Source organism: Staphylococcus cohnii species complex 1663, from assembly GCF_041008415.1.
Taxonomy (GTDB): domain Bacteria; phylum Bacillota; class Bacilli; order Staphylococcales; family Staphylococcaceae; genus Staphylococcus; species Staphylococcus ureilyticus.
This window is the reverse complement of record NZ_JBFDVL010000003.1, coordinates 1-15,982: the sequence shown is the minus strand read 5'-3', so window position 1 is coordinate 15,982 and position 15,982 is coordinate 1. Positions and strand designations below refer to the sequence as shown.

General features: G+C 32.4%; 9 protein-coding genes and 1 pseudogene. 8 read left to right on the top strand and 2 right to left on the bottom strand.

The window, feature by feature from the left end:
* Positions 1-228 precede the first annotated feature (228 nt).
* A complete protein-coding gene (gene argH / locus AB1J10_RS03790; protein WP_070039206.1) occupies positions 229-1,611 on the bottom strand; it encodes an argininosuccinate lyase in 1,383 nt (460 codons plus the stop codon).
* Positions 1,604-2,806 (bottom strand): argininosuccinate synthase, encoded by a 1,203-nt coding sequence (locus AB1J10_RS03785; RefSeq protein WP_070039208.1) that lies wholly within the window; start codon positions 2,804-2,806, stop codon positions 1,604-1,606. Before AB1J10_RS03785 ends, argH begins: the two co-directional genes overlap by 8 nt.
* A gap of 354 nt (positions 2,807-3,160) precedes the next feature.
* On the opposite strand from AB1J10_RS03785, the gene AB1J10_RS03780 reads away from it, so the two are divergent.
* The 8 genes and pseudogenes from AB1J10_RS03780 to AB1J10_RS03745 all read left to right on the top strand — a co-directional run bounded on the left by AB1J10_RS03780 (position 3,161) and on the right by AB1J10_RS03745 (position 15,961).
* Positions 3,161-4,492, top strand: coding sequence for a glucose-6-phosphate isomerase (locus AB1J10_RS03780; protein WP_064209442.1), 1,332 nt, complete (start codon positions 3,161-3,163; stop codon positions 4,490-4,492).
* A 228-nt stretch (positions 4,493-4,720) separates the two neighbouring features.
* Positions 4,721-5,295, top strand: a pseudogene (locus AB1J10_RS03775) (TVP38/TMEM64 family protein).
* A gap of 4 nt (positions 5,296-5,299) precedes the next feature.
* Positions 5,300-5,818: a signal peptidase I gene (lepB, locus tag AB1J10_RS03770; RefSeq protein WP_064209441.1), complete on the top strand. Its 519-nt coding sequence runs from the start codon at positions 5,300-5,302 to the stop codon at positions 5,816-5,818.
* 18 nt (positions 5,819-5,836) lie between these two features.
* A complete protein-coding gene (lepB, locus tag AB1J10_RS03765; RefSeq protein WP_064209440.1) occupies positions 5,837-6,409 on the top strand; it encodes a signal peptidase I in 573 nt (190 codons plus the stop codon).
* 229 nt (positions 6,410-6,638) lie between these two features.
* The gene (addB, locus tag AB1J10_RS03760; protein WP_070039210.1) at positions 6,639-10,103 is read left to right on the top strand and encodes a helicase-exonuclease AddAB subunit AddB; all 3,465 of its coding nucleotides are present in this window, start codon (positions 6,639-6,641) and stop codon (positions 10,101-10,103) included.
* The gene (gene addA / locus AB1J10_RS03755; RefSeq protein ID WP_070039216.1) at positions 10,100-13,771 is read left to right on the top strand and encodes a helicase-exonuclease AddAB subunit AddA; all 3,672 of its coding nucleotides are present in this window, start codon (positions 10,100-10,102) and stop codon (positions 13,769-13,771) included. Before addB ends, addA begins: the two co-directional genes overlap by 4 nt.
* Positions 13,772-13,796: 25 nt before the next feature.
* Positions 13,797-14,936 carry a DUF418 domain-containing protein gene (locus tag AB1J10_RS03750; RefSeq protein WP_046208039.1) on the top strand — a complete coding sequence of 380 codons (1,140 nt, stop codon included), beginning with the start codon at positions 13,797-13,799 and terminating at the stop codon, positions 14,934-14,936.
* A 119-nt stretch (positions 14,937-15,055) separates the two neighbouring features.
* Positions 15,056-15,961 carry a fumarylacetoacetate hydrolase family protein gene (locus tag AB1J10_RS03745; RefSeq protein WP_046208040.1) on the top strand — a complete coding sequence of 302 codons (906 nt, stop codon included), beginning with the start codon at positions 15,056-15,058 and terminating at the stop codon, positions 15,959-15,961.
* Positions 15,962-15,982 lie beyond the last annotated feature (21 nt).

The following is a 15,982-nucleotide window of genomic DNA, read 5'->3' as shown; positions in this document are numbered from 1 at the left end:
TAGACTAACATCTATATAGAAAAGTGTCTATATAGATTTGAGACATATAAATAAATAGCTTTATCTATAGGATTCAAGACATGGTGAGTTGAGTACTGTTAATACATTTATACAAACATATGTTGAGGGAGCTAAGTAAAATGTGAAATGGATTAAAACGTTGGACTATGAATGGAAGAAAAAACCGGAAGTTAAGTAATGGTTTAACTTCCAGTTTTTAAAGGTTTATTAATTTGTATTTAGATGTTGCTTGATAACTGATAATTGATGTTCTACCGCTGATTGTCCAGTTGAACCATAACTAATTCTACGACTAACGCAATTTTCTGGCTTTAAATAATCATAAATATCTGAATCAATACGTTTATGCGCTTTCTGATATTCTTCCAACGGCACATCTAATAAATAGACATTATGTTGAATTGACCACAGTACGATTTTTCCTACAATTTCATGTGCTGATCTAAATGGAACACCTTTATTGACAAGGTAATCAGCCAATTCAGTAGCGTTTGAAAAATCATTGTAAACAGTTTGTTGTAGATGATCGACATTCACAGTCATTGTATCTATCATGCCAGCAAAAATTCGTAAGGAGCCCTTTATCGTATGCAACGCATCAAATAGCCCTTCTTTATCTTCTTGCATATCTTTGTTATAGGCAAGCGGTAAACCTTTGAGCGTCATCAAAATGCTCATTAGGTTTCCTGTTGTACGTCCTACTTTGCCTCTTATTAACTCTGCCATGTCAGGATTTTTCTTTTGAGGCATAATTGAGGAACCTGTTGAGAATGCATCCGATAAAGTTACAAAATTGGCTTCTGCTGATGACCAAAAGATAATCTCTTCAGCAAAACGTGATAAATGTATCATTGTTAATGATATATTGTGCAATGTTTCTACTATATAGTCTCTATCACTTACAGCATCTATACTATTTTCATAAACAGAGCCGAAATTCAATAAAGATTGCGTTTCATGACGATCGATTGGATAAGTCGTCCCACTTAGAGCAGCAGCACCAAGTGGTGAAATATCGATTCGCTTCAAACTATCTTGAAAACGCGATTTATCTCTATCTAACATCCAGAAATAAGTCAGTATATGGTGTGCAAATGAAATAGGTTGAGCTCTTTGCAAATGTGTATAACCAGGCATAATTGTATTGACATGTTGTTCTGCGATATTGACAATTGTTTGTTGCAACTCATTGATGAGCTCAATAATTTGAGTAACTTCTTCTTTAGTATATAAGTGCATATCAGTAGCAACTTGGTCATTTCTGCTACGTCCTGTATGCAACCTACCACCTGCATCACCGATACGTTTAATCAATTCATGCTCAATGTTAAGATGAATATCTTCTAAAGAAACATCGAATGATAAATTACCTTGTTCATAATCATTTAATATTGTTGTTAAACCATTGATTATTTGCTGACAGTCTTCATCGGTTATGATATCTTGTTTAGCTAGCATTTTAGCGTGAGCAATACTTCCTTGCACATCATATTGGATGAGCGTTTTATCAAAGTGAATGGAGGCATTAAATTCATCGACCCAGTCTTCGGGTTGCTCACTAAATCTTCCACCCCAAGCTTTATTACTCATCTGAATATCCGCCGTGTAACATAGAATTAACTTTTGTAGGTAAACCAAAGATATCAATAAAACCGACTGCAGATTCTTGATTAAATGCATCTTCTTTTGTATAAGTCGCTAATTTTTCATTATATAGTGTATGCGGTGATTTTCTACCATTTACAACGGCATTACCTTTAAATAATTTAAGACGTACGTCACCAGAAACGAATTTTTGTGTACTATCTACAAACGCTTTTAGGCTATCAGTTAGTGGAGAAAACCAAAGTCCATTGTACGTTTGTTCCGAAAATTGTTTTTCAATAATAGGTTTAAAATGAGCGACATCTTTAGTTAAAGTGATCGTTTCGAGTGCTTTATGCGCTTTGATTATAACCTCTGCTGCAGGTGTTTCGTAAACTTCTCTAGACTTAATACCGACAAGTCTATTTTCTACATGATCAATTCTTCCAATACCATGTTTACCCGCTAATTTGTTTAAATCCAAAATTAATTGGCTTAATTTATAGGATTTACCGTTTAAAGCGGTAGGTAAGCCTTGTTCGAATGTAAGTACGACTTCATCTGCTTCGTCAGGTGTATCTTCAATTTCATTCGTTAAGTCAAATGCATCTTTTGGTGGTGCTGCATATGGATCTTCTAAAATGCCACATTCATTACTTCTTCCCCATAAATTTTGGTCAATAGAATATGGTGAATCATGTTGGATAGGTACTGGAATATTATGTTTGATTGCATAGTCAATTTCTTCTTCACGGCTCCAAGCCCACTCCCTTACTGGAGCAAATACTTTTAACTCTGGATCCAATGCTTTTATGGCCACTTCAAAACGAACTTGGTCATTACCTTTGCCGGTACAACCATGTGCAATACCTACTGCATTTGTTTTGTTAGCAATTTCAACTAATTTTTTTGAAATTAAAGGTCTTGATAATGCAGATACAAGGGGATATGTGCCTTCATACATTAAATTGCCTTTGATTGCATATGAAACAAAATCTTCACTAAATTCTTCTGTGGCATCAATAATGTGACATTCAACTGCGCCCATATCTAAAGCTTTTTGATGCACTAAATCTAAATCTTTACCCTCGCCGACGTCCAGACAACAAGCTACGATATCATAGCCTTTATCTATCAACCATTTCACTGCAACACTTGTATCTAAACCGCCCGAATATGCTAAAACTATTTTTTCCTTCATACCGTTACACCTCAATTGAATTTTTTAATATGTTGTTTATAAATTTGATATTAGTAAGTATAGCAGAAGGATAATGAAAATAAAACCATTTTTATACATAAATATGCAAATTGTAGAAATTTCTTACAATTTAACCGTCTGCTTGTATATTGAATTATAGGTGTTTTGGAGTTATGTGCGTTTTATGAAGATGTATATATCAGTGAATATATAATTGGATGTTCTGTCTGTTGTATAAGAAATGAATAAGCTAAAATAATTATAAAAAATTTTGTTTTGTAGGCTAGTTGTTTGAATAGTCAAAATAAACTTAGTAAAATATGTATGAAATCAAAAACACTGGAGGCAATTTAGATGACTCATATTCAATTAGATTACGGTAAAACTTTAGAATTTTTCGGCGAACATGAATTAAAACAACAAAAGGATATTGTTAAATCAATTCATCATACAATTCATGAAGGAACAGGTGCTGGTAGTGATTTCTTAGGTTGGATTGATTTACCTGTTAATTATGATAAAGAAGAATTTTCACGTATATTAGAAGCTTCTAAACGTGTCAAAAATAATTCAGATGTATTTGTTGTAATTGGTATTGGTGGTTCATATTTAGGTGCACGTGCTGCAATTGAAATGTTGACACCGGCATTTAGAAATAGTAATGAATATCCTGAAATTGTCTTTGTAGGTAATCATTTATCTTCGACATATACACAAGAGTTAATTAGTTATTTAGATGGTAAAGATTTTTCAGTAAATGTTATTTCTAAATCTGGTACTACAACAGAACCAGCAGTTTCATTTAGACTATTTAAACAAATATTAGAAAATAAATATGGTAAAGAAGAAGCAAAACAACGTATTTTTGCTACTACTGATAAAGAAAAAGGTGCATTAAAACAATTAGCAACAAATGAAGGCTATGAAACATTTGTAGTGCCGGATGATATTGGTGGACGTTACTCAGTTTTAACTGCAGTAGGTTTATTACCAATCGCTGTCGCAGGTATTGATATTGAAGCAATGATGGGCGGGGCTGCAAAAGCGCGACAAGAGCTCTCTTCTGAAAACTTAGAAGATAATATTGCATATCAATATGCTAGTATCCGTAACATTTTATATGCTAAAGGTTATGACACTGAAATGTTAATCAATTATGAACCTTCAATGCAATATTTTAACGAGTGGTGGAAACAATTATTTGGTGAATCAGAAGGTAAAGATTACAAAGGCATCTATCCATCCAGTGCAAATTATACAACTGATTTACATTCACTTGGACAATATGTACAAGAAGGTCGTCGTTTCTTATTTGAAACTGTTGTCAAAGTAAATACACCAAAGCATAATATTACAATTGAAGAAGATAATGACAATTTAGATGGTTTAAACTATTTAGCAGGTAAAACAATTGATGAAGTGAACACTAAAGCCTTTGAAGGTACTTTATTAGCACATACTGATGGTGGCGTGCCAAATGTAGTGATCAATGTTCCACAATTAGATGAAGAAACATTTGGTTATCTAGTTTATTTCTTTGAAATGGCTTGCGCAATGAGTGGCTATCAACTTGGTGTAAATCCGTTTAACCAGCCTGGTGTAGAAGCATATAAACAAAATATGTTCGCATTATTAGGTAAACCAGGTTTTGAAGATAAAAAAGAAGCATTAGAAAAACGTCTATAATTTTATCTGTGCATTAGATTAATAAGTGACTGAGAAAATGATTTCCGCATTGAAAATGCGGAAATTTTTTTATGTGCTATTTTATAAAAAACTTATCATTTGTGTGTAATGTCATTTACTGTTTTGGTACTTGAGACTGATATTTACACAAAAGTATACATAATTGTTTTAAAATCGCTATAATACACTTATAATAATCGTTGACTAACATTGGTAGGGATTGATGAAATGACTCAAGAACAAGTGCAGTATTGGTTTGATTTATTTGGTAGTTTAGGTTATATCGTAGGATTTTTATTGCCTTTTATTGAAGCATTTATCCCAGTACTACCTATTATTGTATTTGTGATTGTGAATGTGAATGCATTTGGATTTTTGATGGGTACATTATTAGCATGGTTGGGTACTGTTTTAGGAAGTTATCTTGTATTTTTAGGTTTTCGCAAATTGAACCATACACGTTATATGAAAAATTACAACAACGCACCTCGGTTCAAAGGTTAATACATTTTATAGATAGAAAAGGCGTTATCCCTATTTTCATTCTATTATGTTTCCCCTTTACCCCAAGTGCATTAGTAAACTTGGTCGTAAGCTTGTCGCATATCAGAGCACACGTTTATCTGGTAGTATTGTTCAGTTCGAAATTGATAATGATTGGTTTGATTGGATGGTTAGGCAATGATATTACGACGCTATTTACACAGCCTTTAAGGTTGGTCATCATCATTATTGTTATTATTGTCGTTTGGTTTATAGGTAGAAAACTTGAACGATATTTTATGCATTCTCCAGAGGAGTGACAATTTGAGTAAGGTAGTAAAACATTTGATTTCTATAATATTTGCGATTATTATTGTAATATTGATTCAGACTTTTATTATTACAGGAGCAGTCATACAAGATAAAAGTATGACGCCAACGTTGAAACAAAATGATCGTGTGATTGTTAATAAAATCAAAACGACTTTTAATATGTTAAAGCTTAACGATATCATCATGTACCATAAAGGTGACGATGTACATATTGGTAGAATTATCGGGAAGCCTGGCCAATCTATAACCTTTAAAAATAATCAGTTGTATAGAGATGACAGACAAGTAGATGAAATGTATACTGAGTCAAGTATGAAAGATCTATCCCTCAGAAATATTAAAGGCTCTGAAGGAGATATAATTCCACCAGGTGAATACTTTGTATTGAATGATAATCGGGAACTAAAAAACGATTCAAGAACAGAGGGTTTTGTTCGACAAGAAGACATTATTGGTGATGTAAGTTTAAGGTATTACCCTTTAAGCAACTTCACAGTAAACTTTAAATAAATAGACGAGGTGTAAAAAGTGAAAAAAGAAATACTAGAATGGATTGTGTCAATTGCTGTCGCAGTAGCGTTAGTCCTATTGATTACAAATTTTGTTGCAAAATCATACACAGTCAAAGGGGATTCTATGGACCCAACCTTAAAAGATGGTGAACGCGTAGTTGTAAATATGATTGGTCAAAAGCTAGGTCATTTAGAAAAGGGAAATGTCATTGTATTCCACGCTAATAAGGAACAAGATTATGTAAAACGTATTATTGGTACATCTGGAGATAACATCGAATATAAAAAAGATCAATTATATGTTAATGGTAAAAAAGTTGATGAGCCTTATTTAGATTACAATGAAAAACACAAACTAGGTGAATACATTACAGGTACTTATAAAACAAAAGAAATCAATCAGGTTGATGGAAAAAACAAAATTCCAAAAGGGAAATTGTTAGTATTAGGCGATAATCGAGAAGTGAGTAAGGATAGCCGCTCATTTGGTTTGATTGATGAAGATAAGGTAGTAGGTAAAGTTTCATTTAGATATTGGCCGTTAAATAAAATGACATTTGGATTTAACCCAGATGTCAGTTATGAATAGATAGCATATGTGTATACTTCCTGAGACATAAAAATGTCTCAGGTTTTTCTATATATTAATGTTGTTAAATTTGTGCTTTTTGAACCTTTTGAATGACACCTTTCAAATATTAAACTTACACAGTATATCATTCATTTATGAACTTAAATGTAGGTAAATCACATAGACTATTAAACAAAGTGTAATGCCTAATATGTTAAAATATGAATCAAAGGAGTTGTTGCACGCAATGGAATTTAATGCTTATATTGGGAGAGCTGGCACTGGTAAATCGCACAGTGTAATAGAAGAAATAAAAACTAAAATGAAACAAAATCCATTAGGTGATCCTATTATCTTAATCGCACCTACCCAAAACACGTTTCAGTTAGAGCAAGCTTTTGTAAAAGATCCATCATTATATGGCAGTTTGAGAACTGAAGTGCTCCATTTTGAACGTTTAAGTCACCGTGTTTTTCAAGAAGTTGGTGGATTAACAGAACAACAGTTATCCAAAGTTGGTACTGAAATGATGATTTATGACATTATTCAACAACATCAGTCAGAATTGAAATTATATCAATCTCAAGTAAAATACTATGGCTTTAGTGAAAAATTATATGAGCAAATTCAAGATTTTAAAAAATATGCAGTTTCTCCACAACATATTGAAGATTATATAGCAAACAACCACTTACAAACGAGGACTAAACACAAATTAGAAGACATCGCGTTAATATATAAACATTTAGAAGATAGGATTCGTGGCGAGTATGTTTCTACTGAGGATAGTTTGCAGCGATTTATTGAGGTGATGAACCAATCCGATTGGTTGCAACGTGCTGAGATTTACATTGATGGATTTCATAACTTTTCTACAATTGAATATCAAATCATTCGTTCATTAGTTCAGCATACCAAGCAAGTTACGGTTGCTTTAACTACAGATGGAGATAAAGATGTTTTTAGTTTATTTAGAAAGCCGTCAGAATCATTAACACAAATGCAAGCCATCGCAAATGATTTGAATATTCATTTAAATGTTAAACCATTTTATCAACAACAAAGATTTATTCATAATGACTTATCGCATTTAGAGAAAAACTTTAATGCATTGCAATTTGAACCTATTGCATCAACAGGTCATATCTCTATCCTAGAATCATCAGTGATGCGAGAAGAAATAAATGAAGTTGCTAGACGGATTTTAAAAGAAAACCGTGAATTAGGTAGACGTTTTCAAGATATTGCTATTTTATATAGAGATGAATCATATGCCTACTTAATGGAATCGATATTACCACAATACGATATACCTTATAACATTGACGTCAAGGCTTCTATGACTCATCATCCTATAATGGAAATGTTTCGCTCGTTAATTGAAGTGCTTCAGACAAATTGGAACTTTGAGCCTCTAATGCGTTTGTTTAAAACGAATATTTTAACTAAAAAATTTAAAGACAGCCAGTACTTAATTGATATTTTAGAAAATTTTGTATTAGAACGTGGTATTTATGGAAAACGTTGGATAGATGATAAATATTTCCAAGTTGAACAATTTAGGAAAATGGGTTTAAAACGACAACCATTAACAGAAGAAGAACGTGAAACATTTGAAAGGGTTATTCAGTTAAAAACAGATGTGATAGATAAAATTATGCGCTTTGAAAATCAAATAGCTGATGCAACCACAGCTGTTGATTTTGCAACAGCGTTTTACGAAGCTATTGAATCGTTCGATTTGCCCAGTCAGTTAATGACAGAACGTGATACGTTAGACGCTGAAGGCGAACACCGTAAATCAGAAGAAATTGATCAAATATGGCATGGATTTATACAAACATTAGATGATTTAGTTACGGTTTTTGGAACTCAAAATTTAACAAAAAGTAGATTTTTAGAGTTATTAGATATTGGTTTGGATCAATTGGAATTTGTAATGATTCCCCAAACGCTTGATCAAGTTAGCATTGGTACAATGGACCTAGCAAAAGTTGATAATAAAGAACATGTGTATTTAGTTGGGGTCAATGATGGCATTTTACCACAGACTGTGAATGCTTCAGGCTTAATAACAGATGAGGAGAAAAAATATTTTGAAGAACAAGCTGATATCGAATTAAGTCCAACATCAGATATATTACAAATGGATGAAGCATTTGTTTGCTATATTGCTATGACACGAGGGCGTTCAGAGGTGACATTTTCATATTCCTTAATGGGATCAAATGGGGATGAAAAAGAAGCAAGTCCATTTTTAGGTCAAATTCAGCAATTATTTACAGATCTTGAAGTACAAAACATCCAACGTCAACATCGAGCAAATCCGCTAACGTTAATGGAACATCCACATCAAACAAAAATTGCATTATTTGAATCACTTAAAGCTTGGCTGGATGAAGAAATCGTCGCAGATACGTGGTTAGATACTTACCAAGTTATGAGGGATGATGAGCAGTTAAATGAAGGGCTTACTTATTTGTTATCAGCACTCACTTACGATAATAAAACTGTACAATTAAGTGAATCTTTATCAAAGGATTTATATGGTACGACTATAAATGCTAGTGTATCACGTTTTGAAGGGTATCAATCATGTCCATTTAAGCATTTTGCTTCACATGGTTTACGACTTAATGAACGAACAAAATATAAACTAGAAAACTTTGATTTAGGTGATATATTCCATCAAGTATTAAAATTTATCTCTGAAAAAATTAATGGCGACTTTAAGAATTTAAACATCAAGCAAATTCACAAATTGACGAGTGACGCGTTATCTGAAATCCTACCAGAGATACAATTTAATCTATTAAATTCAACAGCTTATTATCGCTATTTGTCACAACGCATTGGTTCAATAGTAGAAACAACTTTAACGGCGTTAAAATATCAAGGTAGTTATAGTAAATTCACACCGCAACGCTTTGAAGCCAGTTTCAGAAAAAAACCTAGGGACAATCAAGAACTGTATGCGCAGCCATTACAAACTAAACAAGGGGTTCCTATCAACATTCGAGGACAAATTGACAGGATAGATACGTATAACCATGGAAATGAAAGTTTTGTGAATATTATTGATTATAAATCATCAAAATATAGTGGGACCTTAGATTTAACAAAAGTATATTATGGCATGCAAATGCAAATGATGACTTATATGGATATTGTATTACAAAATAAAGCAAGGCTCGGCCTAACCAATGTGACTAAGCCGGGTGGGTTATTGTACTTTCATGTCCATGAACCACGTATTAAACTTGCGTGGAATGAATTAAATGAAACGAAAAGGGATTTAGAATTTATCCAATCCTTTAAATTAAGTGGCTTATTAAATAGTGACGAAGCAGTATTGGATGCTTTTGATACTCGAATAGAACCTAGCTATAATTCAGATATTGTACCTTTAGGTTTAAAAAAAGATGGAGGCATTAAATCTAATAGTAAGGTCGCGGACGAAAAGACGATTTATAAATTAATTCAACATAATAAGCAAAATTTTATAGAAACAGCATCTAATATTATGGATGGTCACACAGAAGTAGCGCCAATGAAATATAATCAAACACTGCCATGTGATTTCTGTAACTATAAACCAGTCTGTCATGTTGATGGCATGATTGACAGTAAACGCTATAGAACCGTAGACGAAACAATCAACCCAATTGAAGCAGTACAAAATATGGAGTTAGAAAGTGAGGAAGAAGAATGATCAGTGAGATTCCTGTAAAACCAGCTGACACAAGATGGACCGATAATCAGTGGAAAAGTATCTTTGCAAAGGATCAAGACATACTTGTAGCAGCAGCTGCAGGTTCTGGTAAAACAGCGGTTTTAGTAGAACGCATCATTCAACGCATTCTTAGAGATAAGGTCGATGTAGATCGTTTATTAGTCGTAACGTTTACTAATGCAAGTGCAAGAGAGATGAAGCAACGTGTAGATCAACGAATACAAGAAGCATTTATTGAATCACCTGATAATACGCATTTAAAGAATCAGCGCATCAAAATTCACCAAGCTCAAATTTCTACACTACACAGTTTTTGTTTAAAGTTAATTCAGCAACATTACGATGTATTGGATATTGATCCAAACTTTAAAACAAGTGGTGAAGCGGAAAATATTTTATTACTGGAACAAACCATAGATGAGGTTTTAGAACAACATTATGACATCTTAGACCCGCATTTTGTTGATTTAACTGAACAGTTGTCCTCAGATAGGAATGATGAACAACTCAGAGATATTGTAAAAAAAATGTATTTCTTTAGTGTTGCTAACCCCAATCCTTTGAATTGGTTAAGCGGTCTTGCAACACCATATAAAGATGTAGTGCAACAGGAAGCGTTATTAAAATTACTTAATGAGTTGGCCATGATATTTATGAGGTCTGCCTTAGAGTCATTAAATAAAAGTTATGATTTATTTATGATGCTGGAACAAGTCGATAAACAAATTGCAGTTATTGAAAAAGAACAACAATTCTTAAACAAAGCTATGGAAAATGGCCATATCAATCATGAAGCAATCGTACAACACGAATTTGAAAAAACATTTCCTCGAAAAGATAAAAAAATTAAAGAAGCAAACGAAATGATGATAGATGCTTATGATGATGGTAAAGCATATTATGATAATTATAAAAAATTAGTGTCAAAAGTTAAGAATGATTATTTTTCAAGGTCTTCAGAAAATCTAAAAGAAGATATGCAACGTTTAGCGCCTAGAGTATCTTATCTTAGCCTTATTACAAAAGATGTCATAGAACTTTTTAATCAAAAAAAGCGCAGTCGAAATATTTTAGATTTCTCGGATTATGAACATTTTGCTTTGAAAATTTTAACAAATGATGATGGTTCACCTTCAATGATTGCACAATCTTATCGTGATCAGTTTGAAGAAATATTAGTAGATGAATATCAAGACACAAACAGAGTACAAGAAAAGATTTTGTCATGTATTAAACGTGGTGAGGAACATGATGGCAACTTATTCATGGTAGGGGACGTCAAACAGTCGATTTATAAATTTAGACAAGCAGATCCTAGTTTGTTTATCGAAAAGTATAATCGTTTTACTGTAGATGGCTCATCATATGGCTTACGTATAGATTTATCACAAAATTTCCGTTCAAGATTAGAAGTGTTAACGACAACTAATTATTTATTTAAACATATGATGGATGAATCTGTAGGAGAGATTAACTATGATGATGCAGCACAGTTATATTATGGAGCTCCCTTTGACAACAAGCCATATGATGTGAATTTAAATATGCTAGTAGAAGATGCATCTTCTGAGTTAAATGGTTCTGAACAAGAAGCAGAATATATTGTACAACAAGTTGAAAAAATAATGAATACACGTGAAATCTTTGATATTAAAGCCCAACAATATCGAAAGCCTAACTACAAGGACATTGTTATTTTAGAGAGATCATATGGGCAAGCACGAAAAATACAACAAGCATTTAAGGATCATAATATTCCGTTCCATGTTAATAGTAAAGAAGGTTATTTTGAACAAACAGAAGTGCAACTGATATTGTCTTTTTTAAGAACGATCGACAACCCACTACAAGATATTTATTTAGTCGGTTTAATGCGTTCAGTTATTTACCAATTTACAGAAGATGAATTATCAAACATTAGAGTATTTAGTCCTCATGATGATTATTTTTATCAATCTATCCAACATTATATGGAAAATGACGTGGCAAATAAGAAATTGGTCAAAAAATTAGAAGTATTTTTAAAAGATATAGCTATGTATCAATCGTACAGTCAAAATCATCCTGTATATCAACTGATTGATAAATTTTACAATGATCACTATGTTATACAATATTTTAGTGGTCTTATTGGTGGCAAAGGTCGACGTGCGAATTTATATGGTTTGTTTAATAAAGCAGTAGAATTTGAAAATTCTAGTTTTCGTGGTCTATATCAATTTATTCGATTTATTGATGAACTTATGGAGCGAGGAAAAGATTTCGGTGAAGAAAACATCATAGGTCCTAATGATGATGTTGTGAGAATGATGACAATCCATAGCAGTAAGGGGCTGGAATTTCCATTTGTTATTTACTCTGGCTTATCGCGTAAGTTTAGAAGAGATGACTTACATAAACCTGTGATTTTAAATCAAAATTATGGACTTGGAATGACGTATTATGATGTAGAATCAAATTTAGCTTATCCTTCATTATCATCAGTCACTTTGAAAGCAATCGCGGAAAAAGAAATGGTCTCAGAAGAGATGAGATTAATTTATGTGGCGTTGACACGTGCTAAGGAACAATTATTTTTGATTGGCCGTGTTAAAGATGAGAAAGAATTAACACAATTAGAGCAGGTTTCTGTTTCGGAAACACATTTACCAGTCAGTTATCGGATTACAGCCCAAAGACCGATTGATATGATATACCCAATATTAGCAAAATATCAATCATCATCTTTACCAAGAGAGATGCGTTTTGAGCAATCAATAGAAGATATTGATTCAACGATGCAACCTTATGTGAATTTGACTACAGAATTTTATGAAGACATTGCTTCAGAACAAGTTATTTCAGATAGTGAACAGCGTACAGTTAGTGATATTGAGTATATAAATAGTGGCAATGACACATTAAAAATGCAAATACATCAGCAATTAAGTTACGTCTATCCATATCAAGAAGCTATGATGAAACCTTCAAAACAGTCCGTTTCTGAATTAAAACGACAATTAGAAACAGAACAAGCAGATACAAATTATGATAGAGTTCGTCAGTATCGTATTGGCACAACTTCATATGAAAGACCAGCTTTCTTAAGTCAACAAACAAAGAGAAAAGCAAATGAAATAGGGACATTAATGCATACGGTAATGCAGCATTTACCATTTAAAGAAGAAAGGCTGACAGCAGAAGAAATTGGAATATTTGTTGACCAATTAATAGTTAAAGCGATCATACCTAAAGATGCAAAAGCTGATATTCAATTTGATGATATTTATAAATTTGTTGAGAGTGACTTGTATCTTACGATTGCTCAAAGTGATTATATTTATCGTGAATTACCTTTCGTTGTGAATCAAGCAAAAGTAGACCAGTTGAAAGATGTAGAAACAGACGCATCAATCATTCAAGGGATGATTGATTTGATTTTTATTAAAGATCAGCAATATTACTTTGTTGATTATAAAACAGATGCATTTAATAGACGCTTGCATATGTCAGATGAAGAAGTTGGAAATCAATTGCGTGCGCGTTATAAAATACAAATGGAATACTATAGAAATACCTTACAGACCATACTTGGCGAACCTGTTAAAGGTTATTTATACTTCTTTAAATTTGGTCAGCTTTCAATAGATGATAAATCGATTAAATAATGCTTTGATAAAGGAGTGCTAAACAGTGTCGACACAGCAGAGAATATTCGAACTGGATGCTTTACGTGGATTCAGTTTGTTAGGTATTGTATTGATGAATATATTGACATTTAGTATGCCATATGAGGAATCATTTTTACCGGATTTAGTGAAAGGGATAGATCAAAGTATATTAAGAGTTATTACACTGTTTGTAATCAGTTCTTTTTATCCTATTTTCACCTTTTTATTTGGTTATGGTTTAGCCATTATGTACAAACATAGTCAGAGAAGAGCGATGAAATATTATCCCTTTATTTATAGAAGATTAACTTTTTTATTAATATTAGGTGCATTACACGGTTTTTTACTATTTTCAGGAGATATTTTGTTCAGTTATGCATTTACAGGGATGATTGCTGTATTATGTATTAAAAAAAGTAGCAAGAAACTCTTTAAAATAGGTGTTATTTTATATGCAATAAAAGTATTTATCTTAATTTTACCTACTTTTTTAGTAACATACTTAGATGATCCATATAGTACTATTAATATAAGCGGATTTAATGTTTCTGAAATCGTCAATCTAAAGCAAAGTGGCGAATATTTTAACTATTTAAAAGTAAATGTTGTAGAAAACACCTATAATATTATAGATACAATAACTTTTTCTGCATATTTTGAATTTTTACCGTATGTGTTTTTAGGAATGGCAGCACAAAAATACAACTTGGTTGAAAAGGTACAATTCGCACAAAATCGTCATCGTCACGTTTTATATGCATGCCTTATGTTAATTGTTGGATACGCTTTTAAAATGCCATATGTAGTGGACATTGGAAACCAAGCTTTTGCAATCATTAGTGCTATGATTGGTGGGCCACTTGTAGCGTTTGGCTACATATTATTATTTATCTATTGTTGTCGATTTAAGCAATTTTCCAAAACCGTAAATATCTTTAAATACCCAGGAAAATTGAGTCTAACAGTATACTTAATGCAAAGTTTTATTTTTACATTTATTTATGTAGGTTTAGGTTTATATAATAAGTTACCACTGTATGAATCTTATTTAATCGTATTGGTTGTATATAGCTTACAACTAATTTTCTGTTATGTGTATCTGAAATTTTATAGATACGGCCCTATTGAATGGTTGTGGCGTAAAGTGACTTATTTAAAATAGCGATACAAAATTATGTCTATGTTTATTGAATTTTTTGAAAATAATGGGTATTTATTTGTGATTTGTTACTAAATATAGTTATAATATGTAATAAGATAAAGATGAGGAGCTGATATTGAATGAAATTTCTATCATTCAGACATAATGAACAGACATCTTATGGTGTGAAAGTTAAAAGAGAAGAAGCTGCTTGGGACTTGAAAAAAGTCTTTGCAGATTTTGCGGAAGGGGACTTTCATCCTAAGACATTATTGAATGGTCTCCAACAAAATCAAATATTAGATTTCCAAGAACAGGTTCGTAAAGCAGTCGTAGCGGCAGAAGATAGTGGTAGAGGTGAAGAATATAAAGTCGCATTTGCAGATATTGAATTTTTGCCACCGGTCACGCCAACAAATAATGTGATTGCTTTTGGACGTAATTATCAAGACCATGCTAGTGAATTAAATCATGAGGTACAGCGTTTATACGTCTTCACAAAAGCAGCTTCATCGTTAACTGGTGATAATAGTGTAATACCAAATCATAAAGATATTACAGATCAGTTAGATTATGAAGGTGAGCTAGGTATTGTGATAGGTAAATCTGGTGAGAAAATTCCTAAAGCTTTAGCACTTGACTATGTATATGGCTATACAATCATTAATGATATCACTGACCGCAAAGCCCAAAATGAACAGGATCAAGCATTCCTATCTAAAAGTTTAACTGGTGGTTGCCCAGTTGGTCCTTATATAGTAACTAAAGATGAATTACCTACACCTGAAGATGTAAATATTGTAACTAAAGTAAACAATGAAATTCGTCAAGATGGTAATACAGGAGAAATGATTCTTAAAATCGATGAATTGATTGAAGAGATTTCGAAATATGTAGCATTACATCCTGGTGATATTATTGCTACTGGTACACCAGCTGGTGTGGGGGCAGGTATGACACCGCCTAAATTTTTACAACCAGGTGATGAAGTAAAAGTAACGATTGATAATATTGGTACTTTAACAAATGTCATAGCAGAAAAATAATTATAAACGAATTAGGCTAAT